The sequence below is a fragment of the Chryseobacterium sp. HNCC26DJ238 genome (assembly GCF_057180465.1).
Window position 1 is genome coordinate 13,326 of record NZ_JBXUGI010000010.1, and the last position, 16,405, is coordinate 29,730.

Below are 16,405 nucleotides of genomic sequence, written 5' to 3' on the forward strand. Positions count from 1 at the left end.
AATCTCGTTGCTGTGGGAATGATCCAGATAAAATTAATTCTCATATCCGCTTTTTTCTAAAATGCCTTTAGGGGTTAATGTATAAGCATCCTTCCATGAACCTTTTCCATGTTTTTCCACGTACATTGAAATAATTCTGAATTCCAGCTAATATTGAGCAGTCCTCAGGACATTTAGGTGTTGGACTGTCAGTAGAGTAGGGACTTTTGACAGGTGTACATTAGTATTGCCCTACTCAACCCTTCCAGTGTTTCCAAATGATCTGTTTTACAATTCAATAATTATACTTAAAGAAACTTTGCACTAAAATTGATTAAACGTTTAACCAAAAATTAACCTTAATGTAATTATTTGTTCATGGAAAATTATAATTAATTTCATTGTGATATTTAAATGTTTGATAATGAATATCTTAATGGATTTGTTTTTGAGTATAAAAAATTTGCCAAATTACATTTTTTTCTGAATTACACAAAAAAAACTAACTATTGTTTTTTTAATTTATTATTAAATACTTTGCACGGTTAATCAGAACTATGAAACGAGCATCTATTAAAGATATTGCCAGAATTGCCGGTGTTTCCGTGGCAACTGTTTCCTATGTGCTCAATAAAAAAGAAGGACAGAGAATTAATGAAAAAACGAGAGAGAAAATTTTCGAAATTGCTGAAACGATTAACTACACGCCCAACAGAATAGCCCAAAGCCTTCAGAATAACCGGAGTAAATTATTAGGCCTTATCGTTGCAGATATCTCCAACGATTTTTATTCAGGTATTGCCAGAAATCTTGAAGACCGGGCATTAAAGCTTGGTTACACTTTAATTATCGGGAGTTCTGATGAAAATGCGGAGAAATTTGGAAAACTGATTGAGCTGTTCTCTCAGCAGCAGGTCGATGGAATGATCGTCGCGCCTGTGACAGGTTCAGAAAATGTTTTACAGAAACTGTTAGATAAAAATTATCCTCTTGTTACGATTGACCGCTATTTAAAAGGAATCAATATTCCGGGAGTACTTCTGAATAACCGGGAAATCTCTGAAAATACCACTTCTTATCTTCTTGAAAAGGATTTTGATCGTCTTATTTATATAGGCTATGAGACTCAGCTTCCTCATCTGCTGGATCGTCAGCACGGTTTTGAAGACGGAATCACAGGCTCTGATAAGAAAACGGCTGTAAGCTTTATCAAGGTAGGTTTAGATAACATCACCAACGAAATTCACAGCCGGCTTGCGGATGTTTTAGGTAAGGATCCTAAAAATACAGCCCTGTATTTTTCCAGTAACAAACTTGCTGTTGCCGGTCTTGCCTATCTGGTCAAAAATAATATCAAAGTGCCGGAACAGGTTTCAGTTGTAGCTTTTGATGAGACAGAAGCGTATCAGCTGTTCCCTGCAGAAATTACCTATATCAGGCAGCCTCTGGAACAGATGGCAGATGAAGCAATACAGTTGCTGGACCTGCAGATCAATCAATACAGTTCAACAGCAAAAAGAATTAATCTCTCCGGAGAATTAATCATAAAAAACTCGACAAAATAATTTTTTTATCAAAATACTTAAACGTTTAATCTAATTATATGGATACCAATAAACCTTATATCGTCTGTTTCGGAGAAGTACTCTGGGACCTTTTTCCTTCCGGTGCGAGAGCAGGAGGTGCACCTTTCAATGTCGCCTATAATCTCAGTAAAATGAATACCGACGTTCAGATGATCAGTAAGATCGGAAAAGACGGACTGGGAAATGATCTTTTAACACAGATAAAAAGCTGGGGGATTTCTACTGAAAACATACAGACAGATGATCAGAAACCAACGGGAACTGTTACAGCCACTTTTGACGAACAGGGAGAAGCACACTATGACATTATCAATGACGTAGCATGGGATCATATAGAATGTTTACCAGAACACAGTGAACTCATCAGAAATTCTGAAGCATTTGTTTTCGGAAGTCTCATTGCCAGGAATACTGAATCAAAGAAAACTTTGCTTCAGTTAATCGATCAGGCAAAGTTCAGGGTTTTCGATGTCAATTTCCGTCCTCCGTTTATCGATTTTGATCTTATTAAAGAATTGCTTCACAAAACTGATCTTGTGAAAATGAATAAAGCTGAACTGAGACAGATTATTGAATTCCTTGGTGAAGCATACATCGATGAAGAAGCCAGTGTGCAGCATATTCAAAAGTATTTCAGCATCAACGAAATTGTCCTGACCAAAGGAAGCAAAGGAGCAAGATATTTTATCGGAGACAAAGATTATTCTTTCTCAGCAATACCCATAGAGATCAATGATACGGTAGGAAGCGGAGATTCTTTTCTTGCGGGATTTCTGTCAAAAAGAATCCTTGGAGCCTCACCCGAAGAAATTATGAAACAGGCGGTATCATTAGGCGCCTTTATCACTTCAAAGTCCGGTGCCTGTCCGGATTATACTTACGAAGAATTCATCGCATTCAGAGATGAGCAATTTTCCAACACCATTTTAAAATAACGGCTATGAGCACTGCAAAATTTACGGAAAAGAAATATTACATTGTATTGGCCTTTGTTATTTCACTTTTTTTCTTCTGGGCAGTTGCCCTGACGATGGGAGATGTCCTCAACAAGCATTTTCAGAATGTACTGAATATTTCCAAATCAAAATCCGGTCTGGTACAGCTCTCCATATTCGGAGCGTATGCACTGATGGGAATTCCTGCCGGTCTGTTTATGAAAAAATTCGGTTACAAGAAAGGAGTGATACTGGGACTGTCACTTTTTGCGTTTGGGTCATTTCTTTTCATCCCGGCAGCCAATCAGGTGTCATTTAATTTTTTCAGATTTGCACTGTTTGTTCTGGCAATGGGAATGGCAACACTTGAGACAGTTGCCCATCCGTTCGTTGCTGCTTTGGGAGATGAAAGAACGAGTGATCAGCGTGTTAATTTTGCGCAGTCATTCAATGGTTTAGGTGCCATCATCGGACCGCTTCTGGGAGGATATTTTATTTTCGGAACTTCGGGAACAGATGATCGGTCGCTTGATTCTGTCAAAGACCTTTATACCTGGATCGGGGTGATTATCCTGATCATTACCATTGTTTTCTCACTGGTAAAAGTCCCAGGCCTGAAAGATCCGCATGCAGAAGAAGCTCACCATTCAGAAAATGAAGAAAAAACTGATGCTGCACTGTCTGATCCCGATGCACCACTGTGGAAGCAGAGACACTTTATTTTTGCAGTGGTTGCCCAGTTTTTCAATATTGCAGCACAGGGCGGAACGTGGGCCTATTTCATCAACTATGGCGTAGAAAAGATGCATCTTCCCGAAATACAGGCTTCCTATTATTTCTCACTCAGTATGGCCATGATGATGATCGGAAGGTTTGCCGGAACTTTTTTAATGAAATATATTGCGCCGAACAAACTTCTTGCGCTGTTCACAGGATGTAACATTGTCCTTTGCCTGATCATTTCGCAGAGCCTGGGCTGGACCTCTTTTATCAGTCTTATTTTACTGAATCTGTTCCTGAGCGTCATGTATCCTACGATTTTCAGTCTCGGATTAAAAAGATTGGGAAGCAAAGTTCCGCAGGCATCTTCTTTTTTGGTGATGGCAATGTTCGGGGGTGCTGTATTTCCTCCTCTGATGGGTAAAATAGCGGAGACCGATATTGCACATGCCTATTTGTTACCTATCATCTGTTATGTTGTCATTCTGTTATTTGCTTTAAAATTTTACCAACCTAAAACCCTGAAGTAAATCAATGAAAACGAGATTTTTATATTTCTGGTGCACGTTTCTCCTGTGTGCCGGCAGTACTTTCTTTGCCCAGATTGTGATCACCAATAAAGATTTTTCGATGGGAACAACCGGAAGGATTGGCGCAGGATACTCACCGAATGCAGACGGAAGAACAGGAAGGCAGCTTAATCTTAATAACCAGGGATCCTTGGGCGGAAGGCTGGATCAGGGAGACTATGTTGACTTTTTACCTGCATTTCACTTCACCCCGGTGATGAAAGGGGACAGTACAAAAAAAACAAAGATTGATATGCAGGCCAGATTAAGTTTTTATTCCGGCGGAACTTTTCTTGGTAATGTTGATTCCAAATCAAATAAGGGAATGATCATTGCCCTCCCGGAAGCTTTTGTGGAAGCAAGAAACCTGATGGGAAGCGACTGGGATGTCTGGGCAGGATCCCGTTGGCTGCGCTATGATGATGTCCACATTGCAGATTACTTTTATTTTGATGATCATTCCGCAACGGGATGGGGACTGAGACATAAAAACACAAGATTTTCAATGTTTTTTCCTGCGGCGATTGATACGGCGGCGACCAATTCATCACCCTATTCTTACACCAATGTCATTAGCGGGACAAAGAGCCTGATCTACAGACAGAGAGAAGTCATGATCCTTGAGCAGGTGATTCCATTCAAAAATAAAGCTCACCAGCTGAAACTGCTTGCAGAATTCCATTATGTAGACAAATCCGGGAAAAATTCTGTTGAGCAGTATCCGTCAGATCAGGGATGGGTTTTGGGAGCAAAGCTGAACAGCGTATTAAAAACAAAACTTCCGGGATCTTTCAACCAGATTTCACTGCGATACGGAAGCGGAATCGCCAATGGGGGAGATGCCGGGAATACCCAGACGTGGAGAACCTACGGAGCTCCCGATGAATTGTCAAAAACCTACAGAGGCGCCTATTCACTGACTGCCGTTGAGCATATTCTATTAAACCTTTCAGAAAAATTGTCATTCAATGCATATGCAGTCTATACTCAGAGCAAAGGAGGTGCACAGAATAATGATCAGGCTATGGACTATTACCAGCGTGAGATTTTCAACAGGAAATCTGAATTCAACACCGGTATAAGAACAACTTATTATCTCAACGACTGGTTTCATATCCTCTCTGAACTGCATTATGCACAGAGAAAAGACGGCACGCAGGATCCTTCATCGATGGTTAAATTCGCTTTGGCACCTACAATTGTTCCAACCGGGGAAAGAAGTGTCTGGGGAAGACCTCATATCCGTCTGATCGCAGAGGTATCAAGGTATAACGACCATGCACTCTCCACCCTTTATTCTCCTTTTCTGCAGCAAAGCGGAGGTAAGCGATTTGGGACTTACCTCGGAGTAAGAACGGAATGGTGGATTTTTTAAAATATAAACAGCTTTAAAGTATCGTATTATGAATGTAAAATTAGGGGCATCACTTTTATCATGGATCACTCCCGTCTGGACTCCTGAAGCAGGAAAATATGCTATTGAAAAAACCGCAGAAACCGGTTTTGATCTGATCGAAATTCTTCTTCCGAATTCCATGGAGTTTAATGCAAAAGAAGTCAGACAACAGCTCAGAAATCATCATCTTGATGTCGTCTGTTCATTGAACCTTCCGAAAGAGGCCCATATCGCATTTTATCCGAAACAGGCTGAAATACTGATAAAAAAGGCGTTGGATCAGGTTGAAGCACTGGAAGCCAATCTTCTATGTGGCGTACTGCATGGCGGAATTGGTGTTTTTTCCGGTGATCCTCTGAGTGAGAATGAAAAAGAGGTAATTGCTGAAGTGTGGTCCTCAGTGGCAGATTATGCGCAGACGAGAAATATTGACATAGCCATTGAGCCGGTCAACCGTTATGAATCTTATGTATGCAACACAGCGCAGAATGTTCTGGATCTGATCAAAAAAACAGGGAAGAATAATCTTTTTGTACATCTGGATACTTTCCACATGAATATCGAAGAGAGTAATTTCTATGATCCGGTTCTTCTGGCAGATCAAAAACTGAAGCATCTTCATATCACAGAGTCCCATCGCGGAATGCCGGGAGAAGGAACCGTTAACTGGCAGCAACTGTCTGATGCACTGAAAAAGATTGATTTTACAGGCAATCTGGTTCTGGAAAACTTCTCATCATCGATCCCGGGAATGCAGCAGATGGTATCTCTCTGGCAGACTTCCTCTTATAATGCTGAAGAGCTGGCGATAAAAAGTTTAAAATTTCTGAGGGATCATTTTTAAGCAGAGAAAGGAAAAAGCAGTGTTACAGTTTCAATGAAGAATAATATAAAATAATTGGTGTTGTTGATTTAAATATGCCTTCGGTACTCCTTTCTAAACCTGATTTTTACATATAGGTTGTCATTTCTGAAGAATCTGATCTGAACTTTGTTATGAATCTGCTGTTGAGATTTCTGTGGAATGACAGAGAGTCTCCTGAATTCTTTACTGGTAGAATCTAAGCCTGGAAGAAAATAAAGAGGTTATTTTTTAAGATGCAGAGAGCCTGTTTCAGTATGTATTATTTAATCCGTTTTAAAATGTTTAAAAAGCCGGAAAGTTTCAGCAACATCAGACGGTTCGGTTCCCTGAAAAACACCACTTTTACTGACTGTTTCAAAAATTTTGGCCGCCGCCGAAGAAATGTAACTGGGCAAGTCTTCGGTTTTCTGCATTGCTGAAAGTCCCTGCATTTCGTGCATCCGTCGGTCGATATGATGGGCATAGGTAGGGGTCGTCTTAACCAGATCCTGATAAGTGCCGGGTAAATAAAGTTGCAGGCTGCTGTTCAGCTCATCAATGATTCCATAGTGTGCTGCTCCGGCCATTGCTTCAAAGAAAACAGCATTGATGCCTTTGTTTACAAGAGAGAAAAGCAGTTTGTAGGCGGATGCAGATTCTATTTTGAAGCCGGCATCTTTTGTGTTGAATATTCCATCGAACAGATCGGTCAGTATTTTTCTGTTTTCCCCGCTCAGAATAATAACAGCATCTTTTTTCATATCTTTTGATGATCCCAATACGGCACCATTAATGAAGATGATGTTATTTGAAGAAAAAAGCCCGTCGAGGATCAGTGCAGATTCAGGGGTATTTGAATTAAGATCGGCAAAGACAGGTTTGTTTTTGCTTTTGGCGATATATTGGCAGACTTCTTCAGCAATTTCAACACTCTTGTTAGGGCTGTTCACTGACAGGATGATATCCGAATGCAGTACCACTTTTTTTAGGGAAATGAGATCTTCAATAGCTGATTTCTGAATATTAGCCACTGTTTTTCCTGATCTTCCTTCTCCTGCGGTTACCACACGGAAGTTTTTGCTGAGCAGCACTTCCGGAATGGCAATTCCCATATCTCCGGGAAACAGCAGGCCTATGGTGATTTCTTTTTTCATTATTTAAATGTAAACATTATCCTGCAAAAGTGTGACTTTTTCCTTTAATAAGGATTAAATCAATATTGAGTCACTGATACCTATATCTTCTAAATCCTGTATCAGTTACCTCTGTACGTTGAATAGCCGTAAGCGGATAGCGTGATCGGAACATGGTAATGATTACCATCCTTAATCTGAAATACCACTTCAATAAAAGGATAAAAACTTTCGGTGTTATTCTTTTTAAAATACTCACTGGTGTAATAGGTTAACCGGTAAATACCGTTGTTGGATTTTTCTGAAGGCAGAAAGTCTGAGATCCTTCCGTTGGTATCCGTCACTTTTTCGTCAACAAAGGTCCAGGTCTTTGACTGACCGTTGTATTTTTCGAGTTTAATCTGCACTCCTGCAGCAGGCATCCCTTTGGAGACATCCAGTATATGGCTTGAAAGCTGGTACCGATTACTCTGAGCCAGTGAGAATGTTGACCATAATGCAAAAAACATTACAAAGATTAATTTTTTCATTCTTTTTATTTTAAGTTAAATTATTTTTTTGTGGCGATGCCCAGTTCGGGGATCGATGCAGCCATGGCAATACTGTTATCATTTTCAGGGCTGCCACCACCTGCGACTCCAATACTCCCGATAATGTCACCCCGGTACAGAATAGGTACTCCTCCGCTCAGCAGAAGCAATTCCGGGAGTGTATTCAGATTTTTAGTATCCGTATTCAGTTCTGAGTTTCTTAATAATTGAAGCGTGGATGTTTTTGTAGATAACGCAGTATACGCTTTTCTCCTTGCAGCTTCTGTATTATGCGGACCTGCACCATTACCTCTCAGAATCAACAGTGTTGTACCGGAAGCATCTAAAAATGCTAAAGAGACGTGTTTACCGAGTTCCGCTGCTGCAGTATTTACACGACCTGCTAATTCCAGTGCGGCTTCAGGGGTTAAAGTATTCACTGCTTTTACATACTGTTGCTTCGGCAAAAATTGATCCGGGACCGAATTCTTTATTTGTGCTACGAACAGAACCGGACTCAACAGGAACAATAAGTATTGTATTTTCATCTCCTTTATTTTTTAGGTAAAGGTAAATACTGAAAAAATCAAAAACGTTGTGCTATGTCAACGTTTTCAGAGTTTCGATTTTATTCTGCTTAATGTGGAAGGGGATATTCCTAAATACGAAGCTGCCATTTTATTGGATACCCGAAGGAGAAACTGCGGCTGATGTTCAATGATCCATTTTACTTTATCGAATGCATCGAAACCCTGAAAACCATAGATTCTCTTCTGTGCTGTAATAAATCCGAGTTCAAGAATCTCTGTATATACTGCGGCAAATTCTGGTATTGTCTTGGTCAGGTGATAAAAATCGCTTCTTGAAATACAGAGGAGTTCGGATTTTTCAATGGTCTGCAGATATTCCTGAGCGGGGTTTTGGTCTATGAAACTTGGTAGGGCTGTGGCAAAATTTCCTTCAAAGGCAAAATATCTTGAGTTTTCTGTTCCCTCTTTACTGGTCGTGAATAAACGGATACATCCCCTGTTGATAAAATAATAATGCCTGCAGATCTGGTCATACTCCAGAAGGATCTGGTTCCGTTTTGTCGTTAATGGGGTGAAGCATGAAGTAATCTTATCGACCGTCCGTGGATCAATATTACTTTTACTGTATAAGAATTTTTCCAGAATTTTATACATGGAATGATGCACCGCTACCGTTAATCATTGGGTTTGAAGATTTTTTAATCATATTATATCATACAAAGTATTAAACTTTACAGGACTGTATATTCCCATTACAATAAAGAAGCCACGGGTTAAAAATATCTTTACGTGATTCCTATATTCCAGAAACTGATGTCCTTTCTTGTTACAAAGCCCAGTTTATCATATAATTTTACTGCGTGTAGATTGTTACGGGCAACATGTAAATAGGGAATATTTCCTCTGTCAGAAATTTTTTTCGCTGCATGGGAAATCAGCTGTTTTGCAAAACCCCTTCCAGAATGTTCAGGATGAGTGATAATCGCACTCAGTTCTGTGTACCCATTCATTTTCATCCTTTCTCCTGCAACGGCAGCTAAGACATTGTCTTTGTAAATGCCATAGTAATTTCCAAGATCTGCTGTTTTCTCTTTAAAATAGCCTGGCTGAACGAGATTGACCAATGTAAAAAGATTTTTTCTCTGAATATCCGTCTGTAGATCTGTAATATTTTCAGTGATCTCAACATTTGTTTCTTTATCGAGGATCATCTGATGACACACTAATTCATGTTTTATATATAACGTCCGACTTACAGATGGCTTGTCACCAACGATAAAAAAGTTATCCGTCAGTGAAGCATATAACTGAATTCCTTTCTCTGTTTCGGTAGAATTTAAAAATCCTCCGAATGGACAGTAGTCAGGATGATAAAAATGTATGTCGTGATACCTGACAGCAAAGTCACGGTGGTTTTCATTCAGGGAATGCCATGCCGGATTGTCTAATTTATCTGTCTGCATAGGATTGTCTTATTTTTTAATATCTGTTGTGATCGTCTGTTTTTTCTGACTGTATTGAGCTAAGGATAATACCGTATTGTCATTTTACTAAAATTATATTCTATGTTTCCCTTGCCTGTTGTCAAAGAGTAGAAATGATTCTGTGAGATATTCATTTTTTTGAATTGTGCTGAGGTTTACAACTTGTTGATTAAAGTTTATTCCCTTACTTACCCTATGGTTTTCATCAACCTTGAATTTCAGGTTCATAATAAACAGAGATTTTTGAAACAAGAGGAAATACGATTAAAGCGTTTGCTCACTGTTGATTTCCTGCATAATTTTCGCAAATAACTCAGCAGATCTGATTCTGTCTTCAATAGAATAAATGGTTGATACCATAATAAGTTCATCAACTTTTGTTTCATCGATAAATGCTTTCAGCTGCTTTTTAACAGTTTCTTCAGTACCGACAAATGAATATTTAAGCATCTGATGCAGGCTTGGATGTTTCACCACTTCTTTTAAATCCTCAGTCATCTCTGTCGGTGGATGGAGAGGCTGTGAATTTCCGGTTAAAATATTGAAAAACATACGGATCAGTGAGGTATATAAGCGCTGTGCCTTTTCCTCAGTATCTGCGATGACAATATTTACTCCTGCAATCGTATATGGTTCTTTCTGAAATTCTGAAGGCTGAAATTCCTCTCTGTAAATATTCAGGGCATTCATCAAATGGGTAGAGGCAAAATGGCTTGCAAATGCATAGGGAAGTCCTTTCGCAGCAGCAAGATGTGCACTGTCGGTGCTTGAGCCGAGGATATAAATCGGAACTTCTGTTCCTTCCGCAATGGCTGCCCGTACTTTTGAGTTTTTATTGGCAGATGAAAAGTAGTTTTCAATTTTTTCAACTTCTGCAGGAAAAGAATGGGCTGCTTTCATAAAATCGATCCGGATCGCCTGTGCTGTCAAAGTATCCGTTCCAGGAGCCCTGCCCAGACCCAGATCAATCCGGTTGGGATATAAATGAGCAAGCGTTCCAAACTGTTCGGCAATAATCAGAGGGGAATGGTTGGGAAGCATAATACCACCGGAACCGACTCTGATAGATTCTGTATTTTCGGCAACATAACCAATCAGAATAGAAGTAGCACTGCTCCCTACAGATTCCGAGTTATGATGTTCTGCAAACCAATACCGCTTATAATGATATTTTTCCGCTGTTTTGGCTAATGCCAGCGAATTATTTAAAGTCTGTTTAAATGTACTTCCTTCTGATACGATAGCAAGTTCTAAAATGGAGTAGGATATACCGTTCTTCATTGGAGTTTTGAGTATTTAATATGAATAGAGTACAAAGTTACAAAATGTAACTATTATACAAGGCATATTTGTGGATGCATTCGAAAGACAGGTTACATTTTAACTTTTTTAATAGAGGAATAATCTCATAAGCTAAATGAAATATATGACCGCATCTTTTAACTCAATTCTATTTTTAAACAACAGATTCATTACTAATTGGTGAAGCTGATAATTAATTTTAATCTCATCTGAGATTCAGTATCATAGAACTCCGTAAAAAGTTATCTATCATAAAACTCCCTTAACCAGATATTAAGGTCTTGTTTAGCTGGAATACTAAGCCTTTTTCTTACATTATGTTTATTGTTTTTAACGGTCTGTACTGCTTTAAAAGTATAAACGGCAATATCTTTCGATGTAAATCCTAAAAAAGCATACGCACACAAGATAAGTTCCGAGGTTTTCATATCAGGATTTAGAATTAATAATTTTTTACTGAAATCAGGATACAGTTTTTGAAAGAGAGACCAGAATTCGGGAAGATTTTTTTTTGCTGCTTCTACAACCTCTTGAAGAGTATCATCTACTTTCATTGATAGTGTAGATGCATCCTGTTCTGTTTTTAAAAGAACAATTTCTTTTTGTTCAAGGAGAAGATCTTTTTTGCGTCGTATTTTTGAATGGTAATACAAGAAAAAAATCAAAATAGCTATTGTAGAAAATATTATAATCGCTAACAAAACAGTTATATCTTGTTTCTCCTCGGCATGTTCAGCTATTTTTTTATCTAAAAGTGTATTGGTTGTACTTAATATTTCATTGTTGAGGTGCTGCGAAAAACCTTCATGTGCACTTTTATACTGTTCGTAATATAACTTATAATTCTTATCGTCACCTGATAATTTGTATATAGTGTAAATTTCTTTTAACAAACCTGGACCGTCTCTTGCAAAAGCATTAGTGTCATTTTGTTTGATGTCAGCCAAAGTTTTAAGGTAATATTCCAAAGCTTTCCTTTGGTCACCTTTTTTACTGTAAAGGTTTCCTATTGAATTCAGGAAAGTACTCTTGCTAGCATAACCATCATTAAAGCTATCGTGGTAGGCTTTAAAAAAATAGTATTGAGCTGAATCCAGATTTTTTCTTTCTAACAGAATTTCACCTCTGATATTATAAAAGTAAGATTTGAATTTAAAAATCGTTCTGACATCATCATATTGTTTTTCAGAAATCTGGTTTAAAATATTTTGACATTGATATGCATAATGATCTGACTGTTTCCGGTTACTGACAGCAAGGCTTAAGCTGTAAAGGGTCCGGGCTTTTACCAGGCGGGATTCTAAAGATGAATCATTTTCTAAAATTTCCAGTACATTATTACTGTCCTCTATCATAAGACTTTTCATACCTAAACGGCTGTAAAGGCTCGTTTTAAGGAGTTTAAGGAGTGCTTTTAGAATAGGAATTTCTTCTATGGATTTTTCCTTCAATCCCTTATCGATGTAAAGAGCACTCTCGCGAAATTTACTTAATAAGGCCATCGATTTTGCCATGTAAAAATAAGACCAGGCTTTTTTTTCAGAATCGGAATCTTTTTCGGCAATCCGGCTTGCTTCTGTCGAGTACAGTAAAGATTTTTGATAATCTTTGTGGATGAAACGGTCAGCCAGCATCAAAAGACTGTCTGTTTTTTTATCACTGTTTTTACAATAGAGTTGAGCTGACACAAAAACAGTCAGAAGATAAACTAATCTGATGCAGAGAATTTTTAAAAATGTGTTACTTTTTAAATAAATTTTAGATTTCACAGGATCAGTTAAATTTTATTGTTTGCCTCAATGTTTCTGTCAACTAAAGATAATTATATTATTATACATTAATATAAAAAAAGCCGCTCAATAAATCTGAACGGCTCATCCAATAATTAAAAAAACGATTTGTGGGTTGAAAGACAATTATTTATCAACTATTTAGTCAGTCAGCAATCAGAGTTTAAATTTAAATACTTGCTTAAAGTTACCATATAGAACAATATATACACCTTTTGAAAGATTTTTAACAACAATCTGTTTTGAGTTTTCTTTCCCGGACTGTATGATTCTTCCTGATATGTCCAGAATTTTATAGTCTCCGAAAACTTCATTGATATCATTGGATATCATTTTAACAGCACCTTCTTTGGAATCATAAAAAACAATTTTTTCTTTTCGCTTAATTTCAGAAGTTGCTAGTGATGCATTCGTTGCTTTAAGGCCTGTTATCAGCAGGGAGTAGGGTTTCAATGTAGCTGGTGAAGAAGAATGTTTGTAAACATTTACCGTTACATCAGCATCAGCGATACCGGCTGCGTTGATTTGCTGGTAATTGTCTACATGATTATCCCATATTCCTGAACCTTCTACGGCAACCGCCTGCGGATTAAGAATACTTAATGGTTTGAAAGGATATTTTGTTACAGATCCGACACCTGCCGGCTGAACCTTTAAGGAAGCACCGAATCTGTAGACAAGTCTGGAATTAGTATTGTCTGCAACATCGGATGAAGTCTGTTCGGTCCCCTGATCATCCGTCCAGCATACAGATACCCTCAGTGCCTGTTGACCGCTGATTCCATTCACTGATAAAAAGTCTGAATCATTATTTAATGGGTTTGTAACAGATTCAATCAGTTTTGCACTGCCTCCCGGCTGCATCTGACGTATCGTTTCCGCCGCTTTCGCAGCATTCAGGATACCCCATCCGAATTTGGCATCCGGACCTGCATTTCCTGAATCATCAGCTGTGTGAAGCATGAGTGCCTTTAAAGATGATGCCTTCATGTATGATCCGAAGATTGAATGATAATATTGCTGTAAGAGCAGCGCTGTTGCGGCGGCAACAGGAGAAGCATATGAGGTACCTGATGAATCGTCAATGTTTCCCGTGTAATCATTACTGCCCGAAGAACTGTCTGCAGTATTTACATTACTTCCCAATGTGACCAGATCGGGTTTTACCCTTCCGTCGTCCGTCGGTCCCCAATTACTGTACGATGTCATAGAGTTGTTTGTATCGATAGACCCTACGGTTAATACATTCTTAGCAGCACTGGATCCTGTAATCATATCAAAACCTCCATCTGCAAGATTTCCACTTTCGGGATCGCTTTGTTCATTACCTACTGCTACAAACGGAAGATAATAAGGGGTCTGTTTCAACAATTCATCCCATTCTCTGGAAGTAGCATCATATGCGCCGAATACCCATGTCGGAACGGTAGTCAGATTATCGTATCCGTAAGAATGATTGGAAATCAGATAGCCATCAGAAGCAAAATTGACCATTTCCGAAATGTCATTATCCCAGTCATAGTTTTTTGTAGTAGCATCGTAAGCTATACCTTTGGCACCGGCAGCAAGTGTGCTAAAATTACCGGAAGAGAGATCTCTTCCTACAAGTATGCCAGAAACAGCACTCATATGAAAATCACCTGCAATATCCGTCAATGTCTGTGCGTTTTGCATTTGTACTTTCCCCTGTAGCAGCTCGTGGGTTGTACTTACCTGACCGCCGTCCCACACGCCGGCTACCATACCGGTACCTGTAATATTTATCCCGAGACTTCCACCCTGATAAAGCTGATGGGTTTTAGCATTCAGAATTTGTTGAGTATCCTTGGTATTGATGTAAATAGGAATTCCATCATCGCTGATGTGGTGCAAAAAATAAAAGTTTCCATTCTTGTTAAACTGTCTTTTCTTTTCAGGATTACTTAGTAAATAAGAATTGATTTTAGACTGCTGTTCAAGATATTTTATTTCACTGTTTCGTTTAATTGCATTCAGCATATTCAGGTCATAAGACTTTTTAATAATTTCACGATCTTCTCCTGTCTGGGCGTTGATTGTGATGCTTATAAGCTGTACAATAAAAATTATTCTTAGTTTCATACAAAATTATTGTCTTTAAAGTATCTGAATTATGGTTTTAAAAAGAATATCCAAGCCCTACTCCTAAATTTGGTAAAACAGCATTTGCTTTTGCATTATTAGGTTTAGGCATTTGATGGTCTTCCTTGTAATCAAGTGATAAATAAGAAACACCACCATTTACATCGATCGTAAATCCGCTTTTAAACAGCCACTGATAACCGATGAGTGCACTGAGATCAAATGCAGAATAAGAATCTTTCATTTCTTTTTTATTTGCATTATATTTAGTGCGTCCCCCTCCGAAGCCAGCTGATCCTGAAAAATATAATCCTCTCAGTGCTTCCTTCGTATAGTATCTGTAAAAAGCATTCCCCCCTACAAAGTTGTATTTGTATTCATCAATTTTAAATGTTCCGTAACCGGCACTTAATCCAACACTTGAATGTTTACTCACTGCACGTTCGTAAGACACAAGATCACTTCCGCCTCCGAATAAAACGGATAGAGGATTAACCTTAATCGAGTTTTTCTGCTGTGCTGTAGCCGTTACAAAAAGAATCAAGCAAACTGCAATTAACTGTTTTTTCATTTTTTTAAATTTTAATTATTAATAGATGATCTGCCATGATGTTGGCAGAAATAACGTTTGCAAATAAAGGGATATATGAAAAAAAGTATCGAAAAATTGAAGTACCATCAAGGTACTTTTCTGTTTAAAAATATGAATTTCAACGTGTTATGTTTTGGTGATTCAGACATTTTTCCCTTGAATTGCAGAGAATGACTTCTTAAGATGAAGGGTAGGGTAATCGTTTGGGTAAATGATTTTCCCTGAGAATATCATTTTGAGGCTGTAATGGAAGGAGACAAAATCAGTTCAGATTTATACTATTCAAAAAGTATTTTCTTTAAAAGATGATCATTATTTTAAGAGATTGATTTTGTAGAAAAAATTAAATTTTGAAATGATAAGTTGCTGTTATGATTCTCAAATTCATAAGACAGTTCCGTAAGGTTATGCCACAATTTGCTGTACAGGGAAATGGAATGACAATAGATAATTTTAATATGAATATAAAATAATTACTGTAAAGAGTAAAATATGGTGAAGCATCTTAATGGATAAGACAATGATATTTTTAAACTTTATTGCTAAAGAAGTAAAGATGAATCTACCTGAAACAGTTGGTATTCCATAAACATTGGTGAGATTTTCTCAGCCCGTTTATTGGCTGAATAATTCCCCAATCCGCTGATCCTGTTTTTAATCAATAAATCAATTATTAAATCCTGTTGCCGGAGTACCGTTTCGGGGTGGTGATCTTTACTGATCAGGCTGTCAATTTCTGAAAAACTGTTTTTTAACTCTGCAATTAAGATATTGTTGCTAAATTCTGTTTCCATAACTTTTCTTTTAGCTTCCTGAAAAATTATCCTTTCTCCGTAGTATCATATGATTGGGTCCGCTGACACTATGATCATCAAAATCATCAGTTCTGTCATCTTGCCAGAAACATATGCTTTA

General features: G+C 38.0%; 16 protein-coding genes. 5 read left to right on the forward strand and 11 right to left on the reverse strand.

Features of this window, described 5'->3' with window-relative positions:
• Nucleotides 1-536: 536 nt before the first annotated feature.
• The 5 genes from AC2A07_RS10790 to AC2A07_RS10810 are packed head-to-tail and all read left to right on the forward strand — an operon-like array spanning nucleotide 537 to nucleotide 6,029.
• On the forward strand, nucleotides 537-1,544 hold the full coding sequence (locus tag AC2A07_RS10790; protein ID WP_484050392.1) for a LacI family DNA-binding transcriptional regulator: 1,008 nt from the start codon (nucleotides 537-539) through the stop codon (nucleotides 1,542-1,544).
• 38 nt (nucleotides 1,545-1,582) lie between these two features.
• Entirely contained in the window at nucleotides 1,583-2,500 is a 918-nt protein-coding gene (locus AC2A07_RS10795) for a carbohydrate kinase family protein (RefSeq protein WP_484050393.1), read from the forward strand.
• Between the two features lie 5 nt (nucleotides 2,501-2,505).
• Nucleotides 2,506-3,750, forward strand: a complete 1,245-nt coding sequence (fucP, locus tag AC2A07_RS10800; protein ID WP_484050394.1) for an L-fucose:H+ symporter permease — start codon at nucleotides 2,506-2,508, stop codon at nucleotides 3,748-3,750.
• A 4-nt stretch (nucleotides 3,751-3,754) separates the two neighbouring features.
• Nucleotides 3,755-5,164: a carbohydrate porin gene (locus tag AC2A07_RS10805; protein WP_484050395.1), complete on the forward strand. Its 1,410-nt coding sequence runs from the start codon at nucleotides 3,755-3,757 to the stop codon at nucleotides 5,162-5,164.
• Between the two features lie 28 nt (nucleotides 5,165-5,192).
• The gene (locus AC2A07_RS10810) at nucleotides 5,193-6,029 is read left to right on the forward strand and encodes a sugar phosphate isomerase/epimerase family protein (RefSeq protein ID WP_484050396.1); all 837 of its coding nucleotides are present in this window, start codon (nucleotides 5,193-5,195) and stop codon (nucleotides 6,027-6,029) included.
• Between the two features lie 284 nt (nucleotides 6,030-6,313).
• On the opposite strand, the gene AC2A07_RS10815 is transcribed toward AC2A07_RS10810, so the two are convergent.
• The 11 genes from AC2A07_RS10815 to AC2A07_RS10865 all read right to left on the reverse strand — a co-directional run bounded on the left by AC2A07_RS10815 (nucleotide 6,314) and on the right by AC2A07_RS10865 (nucleotide 16,399).
• On the reverse strand, nucleotides 6,314-7,183 hold the full coding sequence (locus AC2A07_RS10815) for a DUF1932 domain-containing protein (protein ID WP_484050397.1): 870 nt from the start codon (nucleotides 7,181-7,183) through the stop codon (nucleotides 6,314-6,316).
• A 101-nt stretch (nucleotides 7,184-7,284) separates the two neighbouring features.
• Nucleotides 7,285-7,692: a hydroxyisourate hydrolase gene (uraH, locus tag AC2A07_RS10820; protein ID WP_484050398.1), complete on the reverse strand. Its 408-nt coding sequence runs from the start codon at nucleotides 7,690-7,692 to the stop codon at nucleotides 7,285-7,287.
• A gap of 20 nt (nucleotides 7,693-7,712) precedes the next feature.
• Nucleotides 7,713-8,240 carry a heme-binding protein gene (locus AC2A07_RS10825; protein ID WP_484050399.1) on the reverse strand — a complete coding sequence of 176 codons (528 nt, stop codon included), beginning with the start codon at nucleotides 8,238-8,240 and terminating at the stop codon, nucleotides 7,713-7,715.
• A gap of 66 nt (nucleotides 8,241-8,306) precedes the next feature.
• Nucleotides 8,307-8,876, reverse strand: coding sequence for a Crp/Fnr family transcriptional regulator (locus AC2A07_RS10830; RefSeq protein ID WP_484050400.1), 570 nt, complete (start codon nucleotides 8,874-8,876; stop codon nucleotides 8,307-8,309).
• Nucleotides 8,877-9,007: 131 nt separating this feature from the next.
• Entirely contained in the window at nucleotides 9,008-9,685 is a 678-nt protein-coding gene (locus tag AC2A07_RS10835; protein ID WP_484050401.1) for a GNAT family N-acetyltransferase, read from the reverse strand.
• A 285-nt stretch (nucleotides 9,686-9,970) separates the two neighbouring features.
• Nucleotides 9,971-10,987 (reverse strand): LLM class flavin-dependent oxidoreductase, encoded by a 1,017-nt coding sequence (locus tag AC2A07_RS10840; protein WP_484050402.1) that lies wholly within the window; start codon nucleotides 10,985-10,987, stop codon nucleotides 9,971-9,973.
• A 263-nt stretch (nucleotides 10,988-11,250) separates the two neighbouring features.
• Nucleotides 11,251-12,777, reverse strand: coding sequence for a tetratricopeptide repeat protein (locus AC2A07_RS10845; RefSeq protein WP_484050403.1), 1,527 nt, complete (start codon nucleotides 12,775-12,777; stop codon nucleotides 11,251-11,253).
• Nucleotides 12,778-12,954: 177 nt separating this feature from the next.
• Complete coding sequence (locus tag AC2A07_RS10850) at nucleotides 12,955-14,898, reverse strand: S8 family serine peptidase (RefSeq protein WP_484050404.1); 1,944 nt, start codon at nucleotides 14,896-14,898, stop codon at nucleotides 12,955-12,957.
• A gap of 37 nt (nucleotides 14,899-14,935) precedes the next feature.
• Nucleotides 14,936-15,469, reverse strand: a complete 534-nt coding sequence (locus AC2A07_RS10855; RefSeq protein ID WP_484050405.1) for a DUF3575 domain-containing protein — start codon at nucleotides 15,467-15,469, stop codon at nucleotides 14,936-14,938.
• Between the two features lie 563 nt (nucleotides 15,470-16,032).
• The gene (locus AC2A07_RS10860; RefSeq protein WP_484050406.1) at nucleotides 16,033-16,284 is read right to left on the reverse strand and encodes a hypothetical protein; all 252 of its coding nucleotides are present in this window, start codon (nucleotides 16,282-16,284) and stop codon (nucleotides 16,033-16,035) included.
• A 10-nt stretch (nucleotides 16,285-16,294) separates the two neighbouring features.
• The gene (locus AC2A07_RS10865; RefSeq protein ID WP_484050517.1) at nucleotides 16,295-16,399 is read right to left on the reverse strand and encodes a hypothetical protein; all 105 of its coding nucleotides are present in this window, start codon (nucleotides 16,397-16,399) and stop codon (nucleotides 16,295-16,297) included.
• Nucleotides 16,400-16,405 lie beyond the last annotated feature (6 nt).

Coding starts and splice junctions, on each gene's coding strand:
- AC2A07_RS10790 (WP_484050392.1), top strand. CDS start 537: ATGAAACGAGCATCTATTAAAGATATTGCCAGAATTGCCGGTGTTTCC.
- AC2A07_RS10795 (WP_484050393.1), top strand. CDS start 1,583: ATGGATACCAATAAACCTTATATCGTCTGTTTCGGAGAAGTACTCTGG.
- fucP (WP_484050394.1), top strand. CDS start 2,506: ATGAGCACTGCAAAATTTACGGAAAAGAAATATTACATTGTATTGGCC.
- AC2A07_RS10805 (WP_484050395.1), top strand. CDS start 3,755: ATGAAAACGAGATTTTTATATTTCTGGTGCACGTTTCTCCTGTGTGCC.
- AC2A07_RS10810 (WP_484050396.1), top strand. CDS start 5,193: ATGAATGTAAAATTAGGGGCATCACTTTTATCATGGATCACTCCCGTC.
- AC2A07_RS10815 (WP_484050397.1), bottom strand. CDS start 7,183: ATGAAAAAAGAAATCACCATAGGCCTGCTGTTTCCCGGAGATATGGGA.
- uraH (WP_484050398.1), bottom strand. CDS start 7,692: ATGAAAAAATTAATCTTTGTAATGTTTTTTGCATTATGGTCAACATTC.
- AC2A07_RS10825 (WP_484050399.1), bottom strand. CDS start 8,240: ATGAAAATACAATACTTATTGTTCCTGTTGAGTCCGGTTCTGTTCGTA.
- AC2A07_RS10830 (WP_484050400.1), bottom strand. CDS start 8,876: ATGTATAAAATTCTGGAAAAATTCTTATACAGTAAAAGTAATATTGAT.
- AC2A07_RS10835 (WP_484050401.1), bottom strand. CDS start 9,685: ATGCAGACAGATAAATTAGACAATCCGGCATGGCATTCCCTGAATGAA.
- AC2A07_RS10840 (WP_484050402.1), bottom strand. CDS start 10,987: ATGAAGAACGGTATATCCTACTCCATTTTAGAACTTGCTATCGTATCA.
- AC2A07_RS10850 (WP_484050404.1), bottom strand. CDS start 14,898: ATGAAACTAAGAATAATTTTTATTGTACAGCTTATAAGCATCACAATC.
- AC2A07_RS10855 (WP_484050405.1), bottom strand. CDS start 15,469: ATGAAAAAACAGTTAATTGCAGTTTGCTTGATTCTTTTTGTAACGGCT.
- AC2A07_RS10860 (WP_484050406.1), bottom strand. CDS start 16,284: ATGGAAACAGAATTTAGCAACAATATCTTAATTGCAGAGTTAAAAAAC.